General features: G+C 55.4%; 25 protein-coding genes. 13 read left to right on the top strand and 12 right to left on the bottom strand.

Annotation, left to right across the window (positions count from 1 at the left end; genetic code table 11):
- Position 1: 1 nt before the first annotated feature.
- Entirely contained in the window at positions 2 to 880 is an 879-nt protein-coding gene (gene murB / locus JYE50_RS01650; protein WP_084096545.1) for a UDP-N-acetylmuramate dehydrogenase, read from the bottom strand.
- A gap of 307 nt (positions 881 to 1,187) precedes the next feature.
- On the opposite strand from murB, the gene JYE50_RS01645 reads away from it, so the two are divergent.
- Positions 1,188 to 1,898 carry a GntR family transcriptional regulator gene (locus JYE50_RS01645; protein ID WP_143763665.1) on the top strand — a complete coding sequence of 237 codons (711 nt, stop codon included), beginning with the start codon at positions 1,188 to 1,190 and terminating at the stop codon, positions 1,896 to 1,898.
- 285 nt (positions 1,899 to 2,183) lie between these two features.
- On the top strand, positions 2,184 to 2,414 hold the full coding sequence (gene secG, locus JYE50_RS01640; RefSeq protein ID WP_179138394.1) for a preprotein translocase subunit SecG: 231 nt from the start codon (positions 2,184 to 2,186) through the stop codon (positions 2,412 to 2,414).
- Positions 2,415 to 2,467: 53 nt separating this feature from the next.
- Here the strand turns inward: secG and JYE50_RS01635 are convergent, their stop codons facing one another.
- The 7 genes from JYE50_RS01635 to JYE50_RS01605 all read right to left on the bottom strand — a co-directional run bounded on the left by JYE50_RS01635 (position 2,468) and on the right by JYE50_RS01605 (position 9,669).
- Positions 2,468 to 2,710, bottom strand: a complete 243-nt coding sequence (locus JYE50_RS01635) for a hypothetical protein (RefSeq protein WP_084096548.1) — start codon at positions 2,708 to 2,710, stop codon at positions 2,468 to 2,470.
- On the bottom strand, positions 2,707 to 3,903 hold the full coding sequence (locus JYE50_RS01630; RefSeq protein ID WP_084096549.1) for an alanyl-tRNA editing protein: 1,197 nt from the start codon (positions 3,901 to 3,903) through the stop codon (positions 2,707 to 2,709). Before JYE50_RS01630 ends, JYE50_RS01635 begins: the two co-directional genes overlap by 4 nt.
- Before the next feature lie 135 nt (positions 3,904 to 4,038).
- Positions 4,039 to 5,412 carry a class II fumarate hydratase gene (fumC, locus tag JYE50_RS01625; RefSeq protein WP_084096550.1) on the bottom strand — a complete coding sequence of 458 codons (1,374 nt, stop codon included), beginning with the start codon at positions 5,410 to 5,412 and terminating at the stop codon, positions 4,039 to 4,041.
- Positions 5,413 to 5,446: 34 nt separating this feature from the next.
- The gene (locus JYE50_RS01620) at positions 5,447 to 6,352 is read right to left on the bottom strand and encodes an SH3 domain-containing protein (protein ID WP_084096551.1); all 906 of its coding nucleotides are present in this window, start codon (positions 6,350 to 6,352) and stop codon (positions 5,447 to 5,449) included.
- A 416-nt stretch (positions 6,353 to 6,768) separates the two neighbouring features.
- On the bottom strand, positions 6,769 to 8,220 hold the full coding sequence (locus tag JYE50_RS01615) for a M20/M25/M40 family metallo-hydrolase (RefSeq protein WP_084096552.1): 1,452 nt from the start codon (positions 8,218 to 8,220) through the stop codon (positions 6,769 to 6,771).
- Positions 8,217 to 8,903 carry a hypothetical protein gene (locus JYE50_RS01610; RefSeq protein WP_084096553.1) on the bottom strand — a complete coding sequence of 229 codons (687 nt, stop codon included), beginning with the start codon at positions 8,901 to 8,903 and terminating at the stop codon, positions 8,217 to 8,219. Before JYE50_RS01610 ends, JYE50_RS01615 begins: the two co-directional genes overlap by 4 nt.
- A 16-nt stretch (positions 8,904 to 8,919) precedes the next feature.
- Positions 8,920 to 9,669 carry a DUF5058 family protein gene (locus tag JYE50_RS01605; protein WP_084096554.1) on the bottom strand — a complete coding sequence of 250 codons (750 nt, stop codon included), beginning with the start codon at positions 9,667 to 9,669 and terminating at the stop codon, positions 8,920 to 8,922.
- Positions 9,670 to 9,885: 216 nt separating this feature from the next.
- Here JYE50_RS01605 and JYE50_RS01600 point away from each other — a divergent pair, with 216 nt between their 5' ends.
- Complete coding sequence (locus JYE50_RS01600; RefSeq protein WP_084096555.1) at positions 9,886 to 10,257, top strand: hypothetical protein; 372 nt, start codon at positions 9,886 to 9,888, stop codon at positions 10,255 to 10,257.
- Between the two features lie 62 nt (positions 10,258 to 10,319).
- Here the strand turns inward: JYE50_RS01600 and JYE50_RS01595 are convergent, their stop codons facing one another.
- Together JYE50_RS01595 and JYE50_RS01590 are read right to left on the bottom strand one after the other, a co-directional pair.
- The gene (locus JYE50_RS01595) at positions 10,320 to 10,790 is read right to left on the bottom strand and encodes a DUF6773 family protein (protein WP_084096556.1); all 471 of its coding nucleotides are present in this window, start codon (positions 10,788 to 10,790) and stop codon (positions 10,320 to 10,322) included.
- Entirely contained in the window at positions 10,783 to 10,992 is a 210-nt protein-coding gene (locus JYE50_RS01590) for a helix-turn-helix transcriptional regulator (protein WP_084096705.1), read from the bottom strand. The genes JYE50_RS01595 and JYE50_RS01590 overlap by 8 nt, the downstream gene beginning before the upstream one ends.
- Positions 10,993 to 11,336: 344 nt before the next feature.
- Between JYE50_RS01590 and JYE50_RS01585 the strand changes: the two genes are divergently transcribed.
- The 10 genes from JYE50_RS01585 to JYE50_RS01540 all read left to right on the top strand — a co-directional run bounded on the left by JYE50_RS01585 (position 11,337) and on the right by JYE50_RS01540 (position 19,261).
- Positions 11,337 to 12,275: an enhanced serine sensitivity protein SseB gene (locus JYE50_RS01585; protein WP_179138395.1), complete on the top strand. Its 939-nt coding sequence runs from the start codon at positions 11,337 to 11,339 to the stop codon at positions 12,273 to 12,275.
- Positions 12,276 to 12,328: 53 nt separating this feature from the next.
- Complete coding sequence (locus JYE50_RS01580) at positions 12,329 to 12,880, top strand: GNAT family N-acetyltransferase (RefSeq protein ID WP_084096558.1); 552 nt, start codon at positions 12,329 to 12,331, stop codon at positions 12,878 to 12,880.
- 40 nt (positions 12,881 to 12,920) lie between these two features.
- Entirely contained in the window at positions 12,921 to 14,069 is a 1,149-nt protein-coding gene (locus tag JYE50_RS01575; protein WP_084096559.1) for a serine hydrolase domain-containing protein, read from the top strand.
- Positions 14,070 to 14,108: 39 nt separating this feature from the next.
- On the top strand, positions 14,109 to 14,624 hold the full coding sequence (locus JYE50_RS01570; protein WP_084096560.1) for an AAA family ATPase: 516 nt from the start codon (positions 14,109 to 14,111) through the stop codon (positions 14,622 to 14,624).
- Positions 14,625 to 14,672: 48 nt separating this feature from the next.
- Positions 14,673 to 15,335 carry a lysoplasmalogenase gene (locus tag JYE50_RS01565; protein WP_084096561.1) on the top strand — a complete coding sequence of 221 codons (663 nt, stop codon included), beginning with the start codon at positions 14,673 to 14,675 and terminating at the stop codon, positions 15,333 to 15,335.
- Between the two features lie 115 nt (positions 15,336 to 15,450).
- On the top strand, positions 15,451 to 16,674 hold the full coding sequence (locus JYE50_RS01560) for a M48 family metallopeptidase (RefSeq protein ID WP_084096562.1): 1,224 nt from the start codon (positions 15,451 to 15,453) through the stop codon (positions 16,672 to 16,674).
- Between the two features lie 152 nt (positions 16,675 to 16,826).
- Positions 16,827 to 17,192: a GntR family transcriptional regulator gene (locus tag JYE50_RS01555; protein WP_084096563.1), complete on the top strand. Its 366-nt coding sequence runs from the start codon at positions 16,827 to 16,829 to the stop codon at positions 17,190 to 17,192.
- Positions 17,185 to 17,889 carry an ABC transporter ATP-binding protein gene (locus JYE50_RS01550; protein WP_084096564.1) on the top strand — a complete coding sequence of 235 codons (705 nt, stop codon included), beginning with the start codon at positions 17,185 to 17,187 and terminating at the stop codon, positions 17,887 to 17,889. The genes JYE50_RS01555 and JYE50_RS01550 overlap by 8 nt, the downstream gene beginning before the upstream one ends.
- Entirely contained in the window at positions 17,889 to 18,611 is a 723-nt protein-coding gene (locus JYE50_RS01545) for a hypothetical protein (RefSeq protein ID WP_084096565.1), read from the top strand. Before JYE50_RS01550 ends, JYE50_RS01545 begins: the two co-directional genes overlap by 1 nt.
- Before the next feature lie 23 nt (positions 18,612 to 18,634).
- Positions 18,635 to 19,261 carry a class I SAM-dependent methyltransferase gene (locus JYE50_RS01540; protein ID WP_084096566.1) on the top strand — a complete coding sequence of 209 codons (627 nt, stop codon included), beginning with the start codon at positions 18,635 to 18,637 and terminating at the stop codon, positions 19,259 to 19,261.
- Between the two features lie 50 nt (positions 19,262 to 19,311).
- Here the strand turns inward: JYE50_RS01540 and JYE50_RS01535 are convergent, their stop codons facing one another.
- Together JYE50_RS01535 and JYE50_RS01530 are read right to left on the bottom strand one after the other, a co-directional pair.
- Positions 19,312 to 20,418 (bottom strand): hypothetical protein, encoded by a 1,107-nt coding sequence (locus JYE50_RS01535; RefSeq protein WP_084096567.1) that lies wholly within the window; start codon positions 20,416 to 20,418, stop codon positions 19,312 to 19,314.
- Between the two features lie 143 nt (positions 20,419 to 20,561).
- Positions 20,562 to 21,149, bottom strand: a complete 588-nt coding sequence (locus JYE50_RS01530; protein ID WP_084096568.1) for a flavin reductase family protein — start codon at positions 21,147 to 21,149, stop codon at positions 20,562 to 20,564.
- Positions 21,150 to 21,165 lie beyond the last annotated feature (16 nt).

The raw sequence follows: 21,165 nt of genomic DNA, 5'->3' as shown, positions 1-21,165 counted from the left end.
CTCATTCTTCCGTACCTACTATCCTGATCTCCGGCTCCAGCCGGACACCAGCCCTTTCCTCCACGATCGCCTGTACCTTTTTCATCAGGTTCAGGAAATCCCGGCTGCTTGTTCCCGTGTTCACCAGGAAACCCGCGTGCTTCTCACTCACCCGGGCACCCCCGATACTGTAACCCTTCAGGCCGCACTGGTCGATCAGCGCCGCCGCGTAATACCCTTCCGGCCGCTTAAAGGTACTGCCGGCACTGGGCAGGTCCAGCGGCTGCTTTTCAGACCGCTTCGCGTTCAGTTCGGACATCCGCGCGCGGATCGCCGCGGGATCACCGGGCTGAAGTTCAAAGGTGACTTCCGTCACAATGAAGTCCTTCTCCTGCACAACGGAGTGACGGTAGCTGAAATCCATTTCCTCCCGGGACAGGCACACCGCGGTTCCGTCCGGCCGGATTCCCCGGACCTCTGTCACCACCTGGGCCATTTCCCCGTCATAGGCACCGGCGTTCATCGTAACACCGCCGCCCACGGTTCCGGGAATGCCGGAAGCAAATTCCAGGCCGGTCAGACCCGCTTCCGCCGCTTCCAGGGCAACACTGCCCAGCATGGCGCCGGCCTGTGCCTTCAGGATATTCCCCTCCCGGGTAATCTTCCGCATGTTCTTTCCGATGCAGATCACCAATCCCCGGATACCGCCATCCAGCACCAGCAGGTTGCTCCCGTGGCCGATCACGGTCACAGGCACGCTGTTTTCCGCCGCTTCCCGGAACATAGCGGCAATTTCCTCCCCGTCCCGGGGAAAGACCATGTAGTCCGCCGGTCCGCCCAGCTTCAGCGTCGTGTGCGCGCTCATCGGCTCATTCACCAGCGCGTTGAAAGATTCGAACATGCAGATACTCCTTTGGCAACCGCGAATTTCCAATTCGCGGTTGCAATGAACAATTAACAATGAACAATGAACAATTCTTTACTGTTCATATGGAAATATGATCCCAAGGGGAGGAATGATAGGGACGGTCCTTTTCGTTCCCTTACCTCCTACTTCCTGCCTTCTACCTAATTCTGAACACATCATTGGCAATGATGTGTTCAGAATTAAACAACCTATTATACTGTTTTTCTTCCTTTCTCTGCAACTTATTGACAAAATTGTTTTTTTGATGTAACTTGTATACAAAGTGCAGAAGAAGTCCCAAGTGGACGAGGAGGAGGACCAGACCATGTCCCTGACATTCCAGCCAATGATGGAGAGCCGCCCCATTCGTGAAATCGCTTACGAAGTCCTGAAGAAGGCCATCATCACGGGAGAAATCCCCGCCGGCGAACGCATCGTGGAAACCGATTATGCCGATCGTCTTCACATTTCCCGTACGCCCCTGAGAGAGGCGCTGCGCAAGCTGGAACGGGACGGCCTTGTGGAATATGTCATGCGCCGCGGCGTGATCGTGCACTCCTTCACTGCCGAGGACGTGGAACAGATCTATACCATCCGTAACTGCCTGGAAATGCTGACCCTGCCGGACATCATTGCCAACGCCACCCCGGAAGACATTGCCGCCCTGCGGGAAATGCTGGTCCGGATGGATGAGCTGGACAAGAAGAACGATGTGGAAGCCCTTTCTCCCCTGGCCCGTGACTTCCACAGCAGGCTGACCTCCATCTCCGGCAAGAACCGGATCCTCCGTGTCATCGAGGGACAGGATGAATATATCCGCCGCTTCTCCGCCATGGCCATCAAGCAGGAAGACCGCCGCTCCGACGCCAACGCCGAGCATCACAAGCTGGTCGACCTGGTGGAGCAGAAGGACCTCCCCGCCTTCGAGAAGCTGATGAAGCACCACATTGAGCGCAGCAAGGAATGCTGCCTGGCTGCCCTCGCCGCGAAGAAGCAGAACCGCGACATCTAAAGTAATTCAGAATTATATGTAGTCTGACCTGTTTCATGGCTGAGACGAAGTCACGCCCCCGTGTCATCTCGACCGGAACGAAGTGAAGTGGAGAGATCTCCCACGGGTTCAGATTGTACACCAAACTGGCACACACACAGGTGACTCACGTTCATAATTATGAATTATGAATTGTGAATTATGAATTTTATAAACTGAATTCCGACGGAATTCAGTTTTTCAATTGACATCGTATCCTGCGTATGATATGATATGCGGGCTGATTTATCGAGGAGGTATGTTCCTATGGCTACTGTTGTTTCTATCGTGCTGATCATCGCAGCGCTTTTTATGATCGTTACCGTGCTCCTGCAGTCTTCTGAAGAAGGCGGCATCAGCGCCATCTCCGGCCAGTCTTCCAACAGCTACTTCAGCAAGTCCAAGGCCAAGACCTTTGAAGCCAAGCTCGCGCTGGGCACCAAGATCGCCGCCGTTATCTTTGTTGTGCTGTCTCTGGTCATGCTGATCATCAAGTAATTGATCCTATAGCAATCAAACAGGCTGCTTCTTTTGAAGCAGCCTGTTTTTTGTTACTCTTCTATGCCGTTGATCTTGAACCGGAGGCGTTTCGGTTCAATGCCCCGCTTTTCCCCCAGCTCATACATCTCCTGCATCAGCTTGGCCTTGGCCACGCGTTCGGTCACTTCTCCCGAAGAGACACTCACCTGCAGGTCCTGGTACTCAGGATGAAGGCAGATCAGCATATACATCGCCGGATCCTGGGTACGGTCCACATGCCAGCGAATCCGGATCAGGTCTTTTTCTTCCGTCATTTGCTGATTCCCTCCGTCATCAGGATCTTCCGGGCCACGGATACGCATTCCGGAATTCCGGCGCCGCTGGCCATATCCGGCCTGCCGCCGCCCCGGCCCACCCGCTTGATCAGGTCATTCATGTCAATCTTTACATCCGCGGACCGGGCAAAGGTCAGCCTTTCCCCCGCGCACAACAGCAGGGCCCTGCCCTTTGCCGCGATATATTCCGAAACCGCTGCCGACACTGCCCGGCTGTCCGTTTCCGGCATCGTCAGCACGCACAGCGTGATCCCGGGAACATCCTCCCCGCTTTCCGCCTGCGCCATCCTGTCCAGCAGTTCCCGGCTTTCCAGCCGGTTCGCTTTCTTCTCCGCCTCCGACAGCCTGTACTTCAGGTCGCTTGCCGCGGAAGACAGCTTCTCCACCGGACAGCTCAGCGCCGCGCCGGCCTTGTCCGCATACCGCATATAGGTCTGAAAAAGGCCCACTGCCCGTCCGCCGCAGACAAAGGAAACCCGCACCTTTCCCTTGGCGGGAATGGCGGAAATAATCTTGATCAGCCCGATCCGGCCCGTGGAGGACGGATGCGTTCCGCCGCAGGCAACCATCTCAAAGTCGCCCATGGCCACAATACGTACATGCTCCGTCACCGTAGGCGCCTTGCGCAGGGGAAGCTTCTTCAGTTCCTCTTCTTCGGGGAACCAGCAGCGGATCGGCGCATCCAGGCGGATCCGCTCGTTCACCGTGTTCTCCAGCAGGAGGATCTCTTCCTCTGTCAGGTGGGTCCGGCCTTCCGGCATGGATACGTCAATGGTGGATTCTGTCTGTCCCAGGTGCAGGCCGATGGTCGTGCCGCCCAGTTTTTCCCAGATGGCGCCCGCCAGCATGTGTTCCCCGCCGTGCTGCTCCATGTGGTCCGTCCGCCGCGCGCCGTCAATCTCGCCGCGCACCGCCGTTCCCACAGGGATCTCTTTGTCAACTGTATGAATAACGTCTCCGTCTGCAGCCACTTCCACGTCCGTGACCTTCGCCTTCACTTTGCCAAAGGTCAGCGTACCGGTGTCAAAGGGCTGTCCGCCCGAGGTCGGGTAAAACGCGCTCCGATCCAGGGTGATCTCCCACTCTCCCGGCCGCGTTCCGTTCCGCACAGACGTGACCGTGGCATCAAACTGCCACAGATATGCGTCATCATAATACAGTCTCTCAGTCATATTTTCCCCTTTGGTTTATAACTAACTAATAACATTCGGCGAAGCCGAATATATCATGTCGCAAAGCGACATATCATATTTGCCAACGGCAAATATATCATGTTGTCGAAGATAACATATCATTGAAGCAATGGTTTATACCATTGCTTCAGGGTGGTAGTTCGCGTCAAATTCTTCTTCCGTCAGGAATCCCAGCGCCACGCACGCCTCCTTCAGGCTGCTGCCGTCCCGGTGTGCCTTCTGGGCGGTCTTCGCTGCGTTCTCATAGCCGATGATCGGCGACAGCGCGGTCACCAGCATCAGGGAGCGCTCCACATTCTCCTGCATCTTCGCCCGGTTGGCCTGGATGCCGCTCACGCAGCGTTCCCGGAAGGAATCCATGCTCTCCGCCAGCAGCCGTGCGCTCTGCAGGAAGTTGTAGGCGCACACCGGCATGAACACATTCAGCTCAAAGTTGCCCTGGCTGGCGGCAATACCGACAGCTACGTCATTACCCATTACCTGGGCCGCCACCATGGTCACCTGCTCACACTGGGTGGGGTTGACCTTGCCCGGCATGATGGAGGAACCCGGCTCATTCTCCGGGATCGTGATCTCGCCCAGGCCCAGCCGCGGGCCGCTGGCCAGCCACCGGATATCGTTGGCGATCTTCATCAGGTCCGCCGCCAGCGCCTTCAGCGCGCCGTGGGCAAAAACCATCTCATCTTTGGACGTCAGGGCATGGAACTTGTTCTCCGCTGTTACAAAAGGCAGGCCGGTTTTCTCCGCAATCTTCGCCGCGGAAAGGGAATCAAAGCCTTCCGGAGCGTTCAGTCCGGTCCCGACGGCGGTTCCGCCCAGGGCCAGGGACAGCAGCGGTTTCTCCGCCAGCCGCAGCAGTTCCTCATCCTTTTCCAGGCTGGAACGCCAGCCGGAGATCTCCTGGCAGAACAGGATCGGTGTCGCGTCCTGCAGGTGGGTGCGGCCGCACTTGAGCACATTCGCGTTTTCCTTCTCCAGCCGGATCAGCTCGTCCTTCAGCCGGACAACCGCCTCAATCGTCCGTTCCATAGCTTCCGCCGCGGCAATGTGCATGGCCGTGGGGAAAGTGTCATTGGAGGACTGGCTCATATTCACGTCATCGTTGGGATGCAGCAGCTTCTCCCCGGCAATTTCGTTTCCCCGGTTTGCGATGACCTCGTTCATGTTCATATTGCTCTGGGTGCCGGATCCCGTCTGCCAGACCACAAGCGGGAAATGTCCATCCAGCTTTCCGGCAAGGATTTCCTCCGCCGCCTGGCAGATCGCGCCGCACTTTTTCGCGGTCATCTTTTCCGGTTTCAGTTCCCTGTTAGCCAGCGCTGCCGCCATTTTCAGCACGGCAAAAGCCCGGATAATCTCCCCCGGCATATTTTCGTGTCCCGCGCCAATGGGGAAATTGTTCCGGCTCCGTTCCGTCTGGGCACCCCAGTAACGGTCCGCGGGTACACGGACCTCACCCATGGAATCATGTTCTGTTCTGTAAGTCATGCCTTGCTCCTGTATTTTTACAATGTTATGAAAATCACTCGTTTTCGGTCAGCGTGGAATTGCCGGAAGAGAACCAGCCCCATACGCCGTCCACCCAGATATAATACCAGACCCTGTCCCGGGGACCCGTCTTGCTGCCGTAGCACGGGAAGACGTCTCCGCCGAAGGCACGGGCCACCATGGCGGAATCCGCGTTGGCATGCTTACGCACGATCATCGCGTAGTCTCCGTCACCGTTCACCGTGATCGTACCGATCTGCGTGTTGCCGTCAGGTGCCGCGACCGGGAAACCCAGTGCTTCATTGCCGGTATACACTTTGCCGTCGATCAGCAGGTCCGCGTTGGTGCGGTTAATGAAGCCGCGGGTCCGCTGCCCGGCCAGCTCCGTTTCCACGTACCACCAGTTGCCGGTGTAGGTATATTTGCCCAGGATCGTTACCTGCGTTCCTTTGGTCAGGGTACCGAAAGGCGTGGAGTTGGAACGCGGGTTGTCCGTGATCTCCGTTTCCTCTGCCAGCGCCACGGGAATGGAGACAAACTTCAGCTGTCCCACACCGGTTGTCAGGCCGCGGACATACTTCTGCGGGATATAACCGACCCGGGCCTTCTTATCCTTTACTTCAAAGCGGACCATAAGCCAGCCGGAATCAAAACCGGCCACAGCCAGCTCATAGCCCACATTGACCATCAGCTTGCCGTCAGACAGGCGGATGGAATCCTCGGACGGGGCGGTATATACAGGGAATTCACCCTTGCCGATTCCCTTGTCCCGGACGAAGAATTTGAAATCCGGCACATTCAGCAGTTCCGCAACGGTCTGCGACTCTGCCGCCGGAGAAGAGGACGTTTTTTCTTCAGCCAGCACGCAACCGCAGGAAACGGTCAGGATCAGTGCCAGCGCCACAGCTGTCAGCCTTTTGAAAAATCCGTTATGCTTCATTCTTCTATTCCTCCTTGCCTGTTCTGCTTATCATACCATATTGTATACTGTAACTTCAACGTTCGTCGCAGACGAACATATTATGTTGCGAAGCAACATATCATATTGGCCATAGACCAATATATCATGTCTGACCTTGTCAGACATATCATTCCAGCCGCCAGGCTGGTTATTGTCATCCCGACCAAGGCCATAAGGCCGCGCGGAGAGATCTGAAAGCCGCATCACCATTTTCCATGAGCGAACGAATTGCCTTGGTATTTAGCCAAACAGAGTTACTATCACATTCGCCGCAAGGCGAATATTTCACATTGGGATTCCGCTAAAAGTGTCATCCTGAGCAAGCGGTACGAAGGGAGCGCAGTCGAAGGATCACATACCCGAAGGGCATATTTCACATTGAACGGCCCTGCCGTTCAATATTTCATTGTTTTACCAAATTCTCGTATGAGATTTTGGTAAAACCGCACTGCTCCTGGCAGGCAGCTATACTCTATATTCTCATTCACCCCGTGCATGCCTTTCATCTGCTCCGGTCCGTAGATCACCGGGGCAAAGCACACCACGTTGTCACAGATCCGATGGTAGAACCGTGAGTCCGTGGCGCCGGTCATCACATAGGGGCTGCCCGCGCATCCCGGGAAAGTCTCCGCGATCACCCGCTGCACGGTCATGAAAGCGTCCCCATGGATATTCACCGGTTCTGTATAGTCATTGGCCGCAAGCACTTCCGTCTCCAGTCCGTGCTTTTCCGCCAGCTTCCGCACGATCCCGAGGCTTTCCTCCATGCCCTGGTGCGGAATAAACCGCATGTTGGCGCAGATACTTGCCTCCTGGGGCAGCACGTTGCAGGCATCTGATCCGCTCATCATCGTAAAGGCGATGGTGGTGCGGATCATGGCTCCCGCCTGGGCGCTGATCGCCGGCAGCACCTTCAGCAGCACAGGCCGGAACAGCCACAGGTTGGACAGCACCAGCTTCAGCGGAAATCCGGCGTAAGGCGCCAGGGTTTCAAACATCGCCGCGACTTCCTTCGGCATCTTCCGTTTGAAGACACTTCGGGTCTCGATCTCATTCACAAAAGCCGCAAGCCGCGCCACCGGGGAATGGGCAGGCGGTGCGCTGGCATGTCCCCCGCCGGACTTCGCGGTGAAGCGCACATCCGCCTTTCCCTTCTCAAAAACACCCACCATGGCAAAGTTGCCGTGGATGCCGCCGATGGGATCAGTGATGATCCCGCCGCCCTCATCGCAGACCAGGTATGGCTTCACACCGCGCCGTTCCAGCTCCGCCACCAGCTTCGGGCAGCCGTCTCCGCCCCATTCCTCCGTGCAGGAGGAGGACAGGTATACATCCTGCGGCGGAACAACCCCTTCCGCCAGCAGTTCCTCAACCGCCTGGAAGAAGGCCATCACCGAGCACTTGGTATCCGAGGCGCCCCGGCCCCAGACCTTCCCGTCCGCGATATCTCCTGAGAAGGGTTCATGCTCCCAGGTTCCCTCCGCGGGCACAACGTCCTGGTGGCTCATCAGCAGCAGCGGACGGCTGCTGTCCTGCCCCTTCCAGTAATACAGCAGGTTTCCGTCAATCTCCGTCTTTTCCAGTTCCCGGTGTACCAACGGGAACAGTTCCTCCAGCACCTTATGGAAGCCCAGGAACTTCTCCCGCAGGTCCTCTCCCGGAACGGAGACCGTCTCATACCGGACCATGGCGGACAGTTTTTCGGCATAAGCCTCCGCCTGTTCCGGATCCGGATCCGGCCGGTAGGTGGACTGCTTATTCGGAATCAGCAGGGTACGGATCATCGCGGCCAGCAGCAGGAGAAGCAGCAGGCCGATCAGTCCCAATACGATCCACAGCGCGATCATTCAGCTGACGCTCCCTTCGAGGCTTTCCGGTACTTGATCCATGCCAGGGCAATGGCCAGCGCGCCGGCGGGGATGATCATGAAGCTGGTGGAAGACGTCAGGGACGGCACCAGCGTGAACAGGATGATCATCACAGTCAGCGGAATCAACGCCAGCAGCGGATCCTTCCGGTAATACTTATAGGCCATAGCGCCGAACAATGCGGGCACCACGTTGGCAAAAGCCGGAGCCAGCACCGGGCTCTGCAGCACAGGCTGCAGCGGGATCAGCAGCACCACGCCCAGGGCCAGCACCACGATCGTCACCAGGGAGGAAGTGGCAATGGACAGGGTCGCGATGACCTCGTTCTCTGCCGTGCCGGACTTGGCATCCACCAGTTCCTTGGCGTTCATGGCGCAGGGGATCTTCATGTTGATCAGGTTGCCGGTAATAAAGGCCAGGTAGCTGCCGCCGGCACCCAGCATAGGCGTATAGACCAGGAACTCCACCACGCTGGAAACCGTCCACACCAGGCCCACAGACAGGAAGCCCCGTGCCACCGCGCCAAGGTCCGGGCCCGCGCCAAGCAGCGTGCCGATCATAAACGGCGCGCCGACCAGCAGCACCAGCGTAATGACGGAAACGATCCGGCCCAGGCGATGGGTGGACTTCAGGTAGGCTTCATAATTGTTCTGCTTATCCATTTTCTTTCCCCTCCTCTCAGTGACCGATCAGCACCGCCGCCAGCATGCCGATCAGCATACTGCCCGCGATGGAGAAGTTGTCCAGCCAGGCCATGCCCTTCTTCTCGGAGAAGTAGGTGAACACAGCCATTGCCAGCGCCGCCGCGGCTACCACCGCCAGCGGCGTCCAGCTGCCGGAGAAGGAGAAGAGGCCGCCGCCGGAGATCCAGCCTCCGACATAGCTGCCGATATAGGCGCTGACCATGCCGATGAACATGGCAGCCATCGCCTTGTCGCCGAAGCCGCCGCCCGTGCGAGTTTCCTGTTTCCCGCCCTGTTGCAGCCTGTGCAGGTATTTCTTATTGAAAAGTGTGGAGAGGATCATGCCCCACATGATACAGATGCTCATCAGCAGGGCAATAGTCGGGAACGCCTGCGCCGTCATCTGGCCGGAGCCCAGGGAAACGCCCAGCTGCTCCGCTGCCGCGTCCGCCACCTGGGTCTCATAGTGCAGGGCACCGATAACCGACAGCCGCAGCCACGGCCACGGCACGCCAAGGCTTCCGCTCAGCGCCAGCACCCCCAGCAGGATGCCCACACTGGGCAGCACGGAGAAAGTCGCGCTGGCTGTCACGGCCCGCTTCATGCGGGTCACGTCCATGCCCAGGGCTTTGCCGGCCCGCCAGGCACGCACCATAAAGATCACGCAGACCACAGCGATAAACGCCACAATAGAACCGCAGATGAGATACACTCCGCCGCCGTTCAGCTGCTCCAGAACGCTCATTTGATTATTCCTCCTGTTTCCTCCGGAAAACCCGGCTTCAGCAGGATTATATTACATCCCCGGCATGTCTTCAAGAAGAAGCCCTGTCTCCGGCAGGAGGAAAATATCCACCCTTATTTTTCCCCTTTCATCCTTTTATTTTTATAGCGGAAATGATATTATTCCCCCATCGGCAGGGAATTGATCCCTTCCGTACCCGGAAAGGAGGGAATTGCTGTGTTTATGAATCGGAACGCTTCCCGCGGCAGGAAAAAGAGCATCCGCCGCTTTACGCTGCTTTGCCTCTCTGTCCTTCTGTTCTGGGGCGGCTGGAGCTTTATCGCTTCCATCCGTATGATCATGAGCATTATGGAAATTTCACTGGGTGCCGCGCTGTCCATGTTCTTCCAGAACATCAGCTTCTTCTTCACTGCTTTCTTCTCCGGAAAAAGCCTGCTCATCGGCACAATCCTCGGCCTGCTGATGTTCTTCCGTCTCAGGAACAGGAATGCCGAAGAAACCGCTGAAGAAGAGACCGCCGAAGAAGCAAAGGAATCCGCTCCCGAAGAGGAAGAAATCATCGAAACCACCCATTACAAATTCCATTGATTTTCATGTATAACCAAAAGAGGCAGGAGCTCCTGCCTCTTTCTTGTTATGGAATTTTCTTATTATTCTTCGGTTTTCTCATCCACATCGTCCAGTTTCGCCCGCCTGTTCCTGTAAACAACCCGGAACAGTTCCAGCACGATAAAACACACCACAAAGGCCGCTGCCGTGAATGCAATAGCAGGCAGGATATCATTAGTAATGACTTCCGGCTTTTTCAGAATCTTCACCGCATTCAGCATGCCCACCAACAGAGCCGCAATGATTGCCGCAGAAAGGTTTCCCTTCCGGGTTGGTGTCACGTTCCGGGTCCACAGACCGTTCCGAAGACTGCTGAAAACATAAAATACGCTTCCGACCAACAGGACGATTGCTTCCCCGGCAATCTGCCTTAGTGTTCCGCCCATAAGCAGCTGGATCAGGATAGCCGCAGCCAGTGCCCAGAACAGAATCCAGAAACCGTATTCTTCCAGCTTCAGCATTTTCTGGTCCTGCATCTCGTCCAGGATGTTTTTCTTTGCATTCTTATTCATCCTCATTCTCCTCTCCGAATAATTCGTCCAGGCTCTTCCCAAGCACACGACAGATTGCCCTGCAGAGCCGTATGGTGGGATTGAACTCTCCCTGTTCAATAGCGTTCATGGTTTGCCGGGAAATCCCGACAGTTTCCGCCAGAGCCTTCTGCGTCATATCCTTTTCAGCCCTGGCTGCCTTGATTTTCAGATTCCTGCCTATCGGAACCACCCCCTTCTGAGCGCATATTAACATATACAGGAATTTCTGTCAAGTATATATTACACATTTTCTTTTATACACGACTCCGTGACAAGGGGACGGTTCTCCTGACACACTTTCGTTCTTCCGGCCGTCACGGCTGCAGTGCCGCATTTTTGCTGCACGGGAACAATTCCTCCTGTCATATCGTCTACCTTTTTGTAACAGTTGTTATACAGCGGATATCGGACAAGGAAACAGCGCCCTGTCTCACCGCTGTGTTTTTACACAGTTGTTACACCATATTTGCAGCTGATGTGATATACTCTCAACAGCTGCAGAAAATGAATACGGAGGAATTCGACATGAAAAGAACCACCCGCTTCTCCCGCGTGCTGCTGATCCTGATGGTTATCACCATCCTCGTTTTCCCCTTTTCAGTATTCGCTCAGGAAGCAGAAAGCACCGATCCCGCCCAGGTACCGCAAAACACCTATCCGGATGTCAATACCCCCGTCGAAAACCCCAGACTCACTGAACTCCTGGCAAAATACCGGGATGCAGACGATGCGGAAGCTTCCGTCCTGATGGAGCAGGTTGCTGAAGAGATCGCAATGAACGCTTATCTGCTCCTGGTCTTCGAAATGGATGACGCGGATTATGAGGATTACGGCAACGGAAAAGGCGAGTTTAAGCAGGGCGGCACCATGTCCATCCCCATGTTCGATGCAACAGACGGAGCAGACGCGTATATTCCTGCCTACACCGACTGGACAGAACTCAAAAAGGGCCCTCAGTATATAGGAGATCAAACCAAAACCCTCATTGTTTCCTTTGATGATCTGGCCGCCATCGCCGGAGGCAATGACGGCATCATCACAAAGGGAATCACGATCAATCCGTACGGCGACCCCTTTGTGATCACACCGGCGAATGTGCTCAGCATGAAGGAGCATAAGGAATACCTGAACACCGGCAGAGTCCAGCATGTTGTCCAGGAGGACACCCCGGTTTTCCTGGGTGACCCTGCTGATTTTCCGACCGAAATGGCGGAAGCCGCCGCGAAATATGCTCAGGGCAATCCGGATATCAATGCTTTCTGGCTGAAGCTTATGACTTCCGAAAAAGAGCAGAGTTTCCTGCTTGTCATTGATTGTACCGGGGATTGGAATACTGCTGTCAGCGGAATAGCTGATGCGGCTCAGCCGTTCCTTCCGAAAGGGTATTATCTTGACATGATCCCCTATGAGGACTCCCTCGGGCAGCAGGCTGCCACCGGTGAACCCTACTATAAACGCCAGTAAAACCTTCTGAAGCCCAACCTGATCATACAGCATATTTGCTGCCGGAGGCTGCCATGAATCATTGCGGAACATTGCCGCTGGAAACAGACCGGCTCATTCTTCGGAGATTTGAATTGTCTGACGCTCCCGCGTTTTACCGGAACGTCTGCTCCGATCCGAAGGTCAACATTTACCTGACCTGGAAACTGCATGAAAGCCCCGCGGAAACGGAAGCGCTGCTGGAAGACTTTATCCGGCGGTACGAAAACCCTGCCCGTTACTGCTGGGCGATCGTCCTGAAGGAAACGGATGATGTCATCGGGACCATCGCCGCCCCCACCGTCCACGAACTGACGGAATGCGTGGAGGTTACCTATGCCATCGGCAGCGCATGGTGGGGCAAGGGCTATATGCCGGAAGCCTTGGCAGCGGTGGTGGATTTCCTGTTTGACCGGGTCGGCGTCAACCGGATCGAAGCCGGCCATGATATCCGGAATCCGAATTCCGGAAAGGTCATGCAGAAGGCAGGCATGCAAAAGGAAGGCATCCACCGCCAGGCCGGCAGGAACAACCAGGGGCTGTTTGACCTGGTCTTCTACGCGAAACTGAAACAGGACCGGATGTGACGGCGAGACCGTCTCCCCTGTCCCTGAAGGAGGAATATATATGACCCAGCTTATTCACAATACCCTCAGCCGCTTTGTGGACTCCGGCGAGATTGCCGGCTGCTCCGCCCGCATCATGCGCAATGACGAAGTCCTTTTTGAAGAAAGCTTCGGGTACGCGGATATAGAGAGCAAGCTCAAAATGTCCGCTGATACCATCTTTCCCATCGCGTCCATGTCCAAGGTGATCACCGTAGCCGGCATCATGCAGCTTTATGAGCAGGGACTGTTCAAGCTCTGGGATCCTGTCAGCAAGTACCTGCCAGGATTCAAAAACCCGAAGATCGCGAAGGAAAAGCCGGACGGCTCCTATGAGATTGTCGATGCCAAAGGCGAAGTAACCATGCGCCAGCTCTTCACCATGACCAGCGGCGTTCCCTATGGCTGGGCGGACACCGCTGCGGGCCGGATCCGCATTGAAAAGGAAAAAGAATGGATGTCAAACCCTCTCTCCTTTCCGGGTACTGTGGGATATGTCAATCTCGTCGGCCAGCTGCCCCTCGCCTTTGAGCCCGGTGAAAGGTGGATGTACGGCTTTTCCATTGACGTCCTGGGTGCTGTGATTGAGGTGCTCACCGGCAAATCCCTGGGCGAATACCTGAAGGAAAATGTCTTTGATCCCCTCGGCATGACTGATACCGGATTCTTTGTTCCGGCGGACAAGCTGGACCGGATCGCCACGCTGTACAATATCAACGAAGGTATGAAGCCCAGCGACAGGGGCGCGCCCACCTCAAAGCCGGAATTTGAAAGCGGCGGAGGCGGCATGTTCTCCACCGTAAGGGATTATTCCCGTTTTGCCCAGATGCTGCTCCACGGCGGCACCCTGGATGGCGTCCGGATCCTTGGCCGGAAAACCATCGACCTGATCTCCACCGATCACCTGACCCCGGAACAGCGCAGGAGCGACAACTGGGATACCCAGCGGGGCTACGGCTACGGCCTGGGCGTACGCGTCATGACCAATCCGGAGCTGGCAGGCATCAACGGTTCCGTCGGCGAATGGGGCTGGGACGGTGCCTTTGGCAACTGGTTCTGCGTTGACCCGAAGGAAAACCTGACCTGCGTTTACCTGACCACAAACCGTCCCGGAGAGCATTACCGTTTCATTCCGAAGCTGATGGCTTCCATGTATGCCTCCCTGGACTGATTTGCAATTAATAACAGAGAAAACAGAGGAACAGAATTGATGGGAATCCTGATCTGCGGACTGAACGGTGCTGGAAAAAGCACCCTGGGCCGGATTCTTGCCGAACGGCTGGGATACCGTTTTATTGACAATGAAGATTTATACTTTCCAAAGGATGATCCGTCCTACCTCTTTTCAGCGCCCAGAAGCCATGAAGAGGTTGTCCGGCACCTGGAGGAACTCATCGAGAAAGACCACCGGTTTGTGTTTGCCGCGGTTAAGGGAGATTACGGAGAGAAGCTTCCGTCCTTCCTGGATCATATCGTGCTGATAGAAGTACCGAGGGAGGTACTGAGCCACCGGGTAAGAGATCGTTCCTATCAGAAATTCGGAGACCGGGTGCTTCCCGGAGGCGATCTGTATGAAAAGGAACAAAGCTGGTACGCCCTGACGGACAGCCGTCCGGAAGACTATGTGACAAGCTGGCTGGAAGGAACCGACTGCCCCGTCATCCGGATAGACGGCACCCTGCCCGTTGAACAGAACCTGGAATACCTCCTGTCCGTGCTTACGTGACCCCGGCACGGTTCTCCTGTCATAAGACTGAGAAAGGATGTGTGACTGATGACTTATCTGCTCGTTCCCCTCTGCCTGTGCCTCGCTGCCGTCTTTCTCCTTCAGGAGAGCAAAAAGCGCTACGTCCCTGCCGTTGTGCTGAAGGGGCTTGCCTCCGCCTGCTTTGTGATCCTCGGTTTCCTGCTTTCCGGCGGTTCCCCGACGGCAAAGCTTATCACCGCCGGCCTGCTGCTTGGCTGTATCGCGGATGTGCTTCTGAATCTCCGCATGGTATTTCCGAAGAAGGGACAGCTGATCTTCCTGGTCGGGATCATTGTGTTCCTCAGCGGCCATATCCTTTATCTTATCGCCATCCTGAAAGGCGCGGCTCCCTTGTGGATCTGTGTGATCATCGGTGTGATCCTGACCGCCCTGCTGATGAAATGGATTTTTGCCCGGATCACCGCGAAAAAAGCGTTCAAGATCTTTGGTATTGTCTATATCGGCGCAATCATGCTCCTGAACTGCGTAGCCATCGGAAACTTGATCGTATCCCCTTCCGCGTTCACGGCAGTCTTCGCCGCAGGCGCTGTCCTGTTCCTGCTCAGCGATATCGTCCTGATCCTGAACACCTTCGGTAAAGAAACCAGGCAGAGCCTCCGGGTGATGAACATCAGCCTGTACTACCTGGGCCAGCTGCTGATCGCCCTGAGTCTTCTGTATCTCCGGTAAGCGCAAAACTGAACAATAGCCCCTGTTATTTCTCTGAATCAGCAGTGGAACTGCTGACCTGCCCGGTTTATGATGTCACCGTAATAAGGGTAAACCTTTAGGAGGATCATACGATATGAACCTGAAAGTACTGGTACTGGTAATCTTTACCGTCATCTGGCTGTACAACCTGTTGCTGAACGTCATCCGCATGCGGTCGGAGAAAAACCCGATCCCCGAAAATGTAGCCGATGTGTATGACCGGGAAACCTATCTGAAGTGGCGGTCCTATCATGCGGAAAAATCCCGCTTTGCCATCGTCACGTCCACGGTCACCTTCCTGGTGGAGCTGGCACTGCTGGCGTTCAACGTCTATGCCGCCTTCGCCGGACTTTTCCCGAAGGAAGATCCCTTCCTGCAGATGTTCGCGGTATTTCTGCTGTCCGCCCTGTCCTCCCTGGTCCTGATTCCCTTCTCCTGGCATGAGACCATGGTGATCGAGGAAAAATACGGGTTCAACAAGTCCACCGCCAAAACCTTCTGGGCTGACCAGGTTAAAAGCTTCATCATAAGCCTGATCATCACGCTTGCCGTCGGCGGCATCCTGATGGCAGTGCATACCGCCCTGGGTGACTGGCTGATCCTGGCCTTTGCGGTGCTGATGACACTGCTCCTGCTGGGAATAACCTTCCTGTATCCCGTTTTCAGCAAAATCTTCAATAAGTTCACTCCCCTGGAGGATGGCGAACTGAAGGACAAGCTTTCCGGCCTGCTGGAGAAGAACGGTTACAAGGTGCGGGCCATCAAGGTCATGGACGCCTCCCGCAGGACCACCAAGTCCAACGCCTATTTCACCGGCTTCGGAAAGATGAAGACCATCGTGCTGTATGACACCCTGGTCGAATCCATGACCCCTGATGAGATCTGCGCCGTCTTTGCCCATGAAATGGGCCACGGCCTCCATAAAGATACCCTGAAGCGCCAGTTCCTTTCCTTCGGGCAGATGCTCATTCTGGGTCTCCTTGCCTGGCTGACCCTGCGGACAACGGAGCTGTTCCTGGACTTCGGTTTCAGCGGTATGAACTACGGCTTTGCCATTATCCTGATTATGTCCGTGGAATTCCCCCTGGTCGCTCCCCTCTTCGGGCTGCTGACCAACTGGATCTCCCGCCGGGCGGAATACCGTGCGGACGCGCAGGCTGTTAAGGAAGGCTACGGCGAAGAATTGATCAGCGGTCTGAAGAAGCTGTCAAAGAACAACCTGGCTGACCTGGCTCCTTCTCCCCTGCTGGTAAAGCTGGAATACTCCCATCCCACCCTGAGCCAGCGGATCGATGCCATCCGGAAGGCAGAACAATAAGCGTTTTCCTCCTGAAATATCCGAATTCTTCAGCATGGGCAACACCGCCCATGCTGTTCTTATTTCCAAAAACATCCAAAAAGGTGTTGACAGATGCAGTTTCATAGTGTACTATCTATCTCGTACACTATGACACCGTTGAGGAGGATGTTATGGATTATGATCCCATGAGCCCCATCTGGCTGCAGGTTGTCAACCGGATCAAGGGTTCGATCGTTACCGGTGCGATCGGCCCGGGGGAAAAGCTGCCCGGCGGAAGAGACCTGGCTGTGCAGTTCTCCATCAATCCAAACACGGCGGCAAGAGTCTACCAGGAACTGGAACGCGAAGGCCTCTGCGAAACCCGGCGGGGGATGGGAACCTATGTGACAGAAAACAGGGAAACCATCTCGACACTGCGGACACAGATGGCTGCGGAAGCGGCAGACCGTTTTCTCCGGGATCTCCGGGCGCTCGGTCTGGACTGCGATGACGCGGTCCGCCTGCTGAATGAAAGGAAGGATACAGATCATGCTTGAAAGCAGAGAACTGACTAAGAAATTCGGCGCGAAAACTGCCGTGGACAATGTCTCCCTCTCCATGGAACCCGGGCATGTCTACGCTATGCTGGGGCCCAACGGCAGCGGCAAAACCACCTGGATGAAGATGGCCGCGGGGCTGGTCAAGCCCACCTCCGGCGAAGTCTTCTTCAACGGAAACCCTGTGGGGATCGAAAGCCGCAAAGATGTGGCTTATATGTCCACCGAACCCTATTTTTATGACTGGATGACCATTGAGGCTGCCGGGAAATACTACAGCGATTTCTTTGAGGACTTCTCCATGGAGAACTTTCTCATCATGCTCCGCGAAATGGACCTGAACGAGAAGGATAAGATCCGTACCCTGTCCAGCGGTATGGTGGCCAAGATGAAGATTGCCCTCACCCTGGCCCGGAACGCCAAAGTCTACATGCTGGACGAGCCCTTCAACGGCATCGACCTGCTTGCCCGGGATGAAATCCGCGCCGCCATTCTGAAAGCGGCAACCCCTGAAAAGCTCCTGCTTCTTTCCAGCCACCTGGTGGAGGAGATGGAAGCAATCGCGGACCGGGCAGTGTTCATCCGCAAAGGCGTATTGATTGAAGTACGGGACCTGGAAGAAATGCGCGAGGTTGACGGCGTTTCCATGGCGGACCGTTACCGTGCGATCTTCGGTCACGGGGAGGTAGAGGCATAATGATGAAGCTTTTAAAATACGAATTCAGGAAAACCGCTTTCCCGAAACTCCTTATTTTCGCGATTATCCTTATTATGGAATGTGTCTTCCTGTACGGATGCCTGACTGATCAGGGCGACACAAAGACACTGGGCGTCATCCTTTTCATGATGGCCACCATGTTCAGTTTCCTCCTTGTCGGCATTCTGAGCCTGGTCACCCTGCACAAGGATATGAACACCCGCCAGGGATACATGCTGTTCATGACCCCCAACAGCACCTATAAGATCCTGGGCGCCAAGGTGGCGGAATGCGGCCTGACCCTGCTGGTTCTGGGTGCAGTGGGCCTGGGGCTCGGCACGCTGGACTTCTCCATGGTTGAAAAGGAAATCCAGTTCGTTACCTCGATCCTGAAGAGTTTCAATCCGGACCTGGTTCCCTCCTTTTCGAACATCTCCGCTATGCTGTTCAATCTCCTCTGCGGCCTGCTGTGCAGCGTGATCACCGCCTATTTTGCCGACGTGATCTCCTCCGCCCTCCTGAACGGAAAGAAAGGCAACCTGCTGATCACTTTCGCGCTTTATATCCTCCTGAACTATGTGATCCGGAAGCTTATGCTCCTGATCCCCTCCTCCATCGGCGTCATCGCGTCGCTCCTGCTGCAGGGTGTTGTGGCCCTGGTCCTGGCCGGTATCATGTATGTGATCACTGCCCGCCTGATGGACCGCTACCTGAGCGTATAAAACATTGACAGGAGAAATCCCTCATGAACCATCCCTGGAAAGAGATTCCGCTGGACGACTATGAAAGCCACATGTCTCTGGACTCCGTCGGCCAGCTCCGGGCGCTGAACCGGATCATGAAGGATCAGTTTGAAGCCCGGCCCGTCCGGACCGCCATGGTTCTCGGCGCCGCCGGCGGAAACGGCCTGGAGCATATACGGAAGGAAAAGTATGACACCGTCTGGGCGGTCGATATCAACGAAGCCTACCTGAAGGCCGCCGCGGAACGGCATGCCCTGCTGCGGGACATCCTGGAATTCCTTTGCCTGGACCTGGTAAAGGACGCTGATCAGCTGCCGCAGACTGAACTGGTCATTGCTGACCTGCTGGTGGAATACATCGGCTATGACGCTTTCAGCCGGGTGGTCCGCCGGGTGGATCCGGAATGGGTTTCCTGCGTCATCCAGATCAACACCGATGAAGCCGAATGGGTTTCTGACTCCCCGTACCTCCACGCCTTTGACCGGCTGGATGAGGTGCATCACCAGATGGAGGAAAATGTCCTGACGGAAGTCCTGAAATCCATCGGCTATGAGGAAATCCTGCGGGAAGATACTCCCCTGCCCAACGGCAAAAAGCTCGTCCGGCTGGATTACCGGAAAACACATTGATCAAAAAACGGCTGTGCGTATCACGCACAGCCGTTTGATTTTACAGGTCTTTACCGGACCGATGCCCAGGCGGAAGCCTCCATGGCGGTCAGTTTAATACCGTGTTCCTTACAGTATTCCATGACATCATTATCCGCCTGTGTCTTCATGATGATGGAACTGCCGGAGCACAGCGAGCCATTATACAGCGTTGTGTATTCAATATCCCAGATCGTTCCGTTATCATCCTCCAGGGCAAAAACCACATGGATATCAGGCACAGGATCCTTTGTGGTATTGGTTACAGTCACCCACATAGCATTTTCACCCGGCCATGTCTGGCCCGTGGTAAATCCGTCATCCGATGTGGGTATGGCGATATCGCGGGCATATATATATTTTGGCTGTACCTCAAACTGTCTGGTGTAGGTAACCTCAGCGTCCTCAGGAATATCCGCGGTCAGGTGGATAAAAGAGACCTCACCGGCATCCAGGTAGGCCGATCCGGACGGGAGCAGATATTTTGCCTCGCCGACCTGCACCCCTTCCGTATTCAGCACCTGCATGCTGCCATTGGAAATATAAACGGGGAAACGGTTGTTGTTCCGAACCTTGGCAAAATAAACAGCACGGTAATCATCATGATACCCTTTGACCACGAAAAAATTCTCGTTCAGGACCTCCAGCTCAGCCGTCTCACTCTCAGCGGCGGTTTCCGGCCGCTCAGCCGGAGGCTCCATCGACAACCCCAGTTTCTTCATTTCCTCGTTAAAAGCCTTTGCGATCCCTTCCATTTCAGCAGCTGTCATCCCTTCCGGCGTGACGAAACGCGGATCATTCATCAGCAGGATCGTGTCAAAATCCACTTTACCTGCTTCCCGGGAAAGCGTCATCGGAAATCCCTCCGCGGTAAGGGTGGAACCGTCATAGGCGAGGGTCAAGGTATCCCCTTCGATCGAAATGGTAACGAAGGTGCCCGCAGTTGTCCAGGTTCCGGTTAATACTGTCTCACCGTTTACCGTCGCGTCGGCGGTACCGTCTTCCCTGAGTTCAAATACTCCGATATTGACATCCGCCACAACGTAATACCAGGTTCCGGAAGCATCTTCTCCCAGCGCGGGAAGGGTTGCCAGCAGCATGCACAGTGCCAGCAGCATCGCAGTCAGTTTTTTCTTCATGTTCTTCTGCTCCTTTACTGTGTTAAATGATCAAAGCGTATTATATCATGTCTCTCCGTCTTTGTCCCGTATAGCGGTTGTATTCCCTTCCGAAGCAAAAAAACACCCGTGGCCTGATATGGCTGCGGGTGCATGAATGACAGTTATCCGTTTTTCTTGCTGAACGTCTTCATCGGCTCGCCCCAGGCGCCCAGGTTTTCACCCTTCCAGCTGAAATAGCGGCTGCAGGTGGTCTGCACCGGCGCGATCTCCACCAGCTTCTCCGTGGACGTTTTTGCTTTATCGGCAAGGGTTTCATCCTGCAGCACGTTGCGGATGGCGCAAAGCATAACCTCACCGTCCTGCCTGGGCAGGAACTCCTTCACTTCCAGTTCAAAGGTAACCGGAGAATCCATGAGCACCGGCACAGGCAGCACCTGTCCTTTTTCGATCTCCAGGTCCAGTCCTTCCATTTTCTCCGGCTTGTTACCGTCGACAACTCCCATATAGTCCGCCAGGGGCAGGATCTTTTCCGTCACCAGGTTGGCAGAGAATACTCTGCTCTTATGAATATTGTCCTTGGTGCGCTTGCTTCCGCCGATACAGGCCATCACGCCCAGTTCCTTTTCCCAGGTATAGCTGAACCAGCAGAAAAGGCCGAAATCCGGCTTGCCATTCTCATCATAGGTTCCGTAAAGGAAAAGGGTCTGGGGGCAGTAGTCGTTGGTGGGCTTCAGGCTGATTTTCTTCATTTGTCTGTTCCTCCGG

This window comes from Aristaeella lactis (genome assembly GCF_018118585.1).
In the GTDB taxonomy this organism is placed as follows: Bacteria; Bacillota; Clostridia; order Christensenellales; family Aristaeellaceae; genus Aristaeella; species Aristaeella lactis.
The sequence above is the reverse complement of the archived record's forward strand: the minus strand, read 5'-3'. Positions and strand labels throughout refer to the sequence as shown.

Bases quoted from the DNA above. Each gene is read 5' to 3' on its own strand.
- JYE50_RS01540 (WP_084096566.1), top strand. From the start codon at position 18,635: ATGAACCATCCCTGGAAAGAGATTCCGCTGGACGACTATGAAAGCCAC.
- fumC (WP_084096550.1), bottom strand. From the start codon at position 5,412: ATGACTTACAGAACAGAACATGATTCCATGGGTGAGGTCCGTGTACCC.
- JYE50_RS01610 (WP_084096553.1), bottom strand. From the start codon at position 8,903: ATGGATAAGCAGAACAATTATGAAGCCTACCTGAAGTCCACCCATCGC.
- JYE50_RS01565 (WP_084096561.1), top strand. From the start codon at position 14,673: ATGACTTATCTGCTCGTTCCCCTCTGCCTGTGCCTCGCTGCCGTCTTT.
- secG (WP_179138394.1), top strand. From the start codon at position 2,184: ATGGCTACTGTTGTTTCTATCGTGCTGATCATCGCAGCGCTTTTTATG.
- JYE50_RS01560 (WP_084096562.1), top strand. From the start codon at position 15,451: ATGAACCTGAAAGTACTGGTACTGGTAATCTTTACCGTCATCTGGCTG.
- murB (WP_084096545.1), bottom strand. From the start codon at position 880: ATGTTCGAATCTTTCAACGCGCTGGTGAATGAGCCGATGAGCGCGCAC.
- JYE50_RS01570 (WP_084096560.1), top strand. From the start codon at position 14,109: ATGGGAATCCTGATCTGCGGACTGAACGGTGCTGGAAAAAGCACCCTG.
- JYE50_RS01630 (WP_084096549.1), bottom strand. From the start codon at position 3,903: ATGACTGAGAGACTGTATTATGATGACGCATATCTGTGGCAGTTTGAT.
- JYE50_RS01605 (WP_084096554.1), bottom strand. From the start codon at position 9,669: ATGAGCGTTCTGGAGCAGCTGAACGGCGGCGGAGTGTATCTCATCTGC.
- JYE50_RS01555 (WP_084096563.1), top strand. From the start codon at position 16,827: ATGGATTATGATCCCATGAGCCCCATCTGGCTGCAGGTTGTCAACCGG.
- JYE50_RS01635 (WP_084096548.1), bottom strand. From the start codon at position 2,710: ATGACGGAAGAAAAAGACCTGATCCGGATTCGCTGGCATGTGGACCGT.
- JYE50_RS01550 (WP_084096564.1), top strand. From the start codon at position 17,185: ATGCTTGAAAGCAGAGAACTGACTAAGAAATTCGGCGCGAAAACTGCC.
- JYE50_RS01615 (WP_084096552.1), bottom strand. From the start codon at position 8,220: ATGATCGCGCTGTGGATCGTATTGGGACTGATCGGCCTGCTGCTTCTC.
- JYE50_RS01585 (WP_179138395.1), top strand. From the start codon at position 11,337: ATGAAAAGAACCACCCGCTTCTCCCGCGTGCTGCTGATCCTGATGGTT.
- JYE50_RS01595 (WP_084096556.1), bottom strand. From the start codon at position 10,790: ATGAATAAGAATGCAAAGAAAAACATCCTGGACGAGATGCAGGACCAG.
- JYE50_RS01575 (WP_084096559.1), top strand. From the start codon at position 12,921: ATGACCCAGCTTATTCACAATACCCTCAGCCGCTTTGTGGACTCCGGC.
- JYE50_RS01530 (WP_084096568.1), bottom strand. From the start codon at position 21,149: ATGAAGAAAATCAGCCTGAAGCCCACCAACGACTACTGCCCCCAGACC.
- JYE50_RS01545 (WP_084096565.1), top strand. From the start codon at position 17,889: ATGATGAAGCTTTTAAAATACGAATTCAGGAAAACCGCTTTCCCGAAA.
- JYE50_RS01580 (WP_084096558.1), top strand. From the start codon at position 12,329: ATGAATCATTGCGGAACATTGCCGCTGGAAACAGACCGGCTCATTCTT.
- JYE50_RS01535 (WP_084096567.1), bottom strand. From the start codon at position 20,418: ATGAAGAAAAAACTGACTGCGATGCTGCTGGCACTGTGCATGCTGCTG.
- JYE50_RS01620 (WP_084096551.1), bottom strand. From the start codon at position 6,352: ATGAAGCATAACGGATTTTTCAAAAGGCTGACAGCTGTGGCGCTGGCA.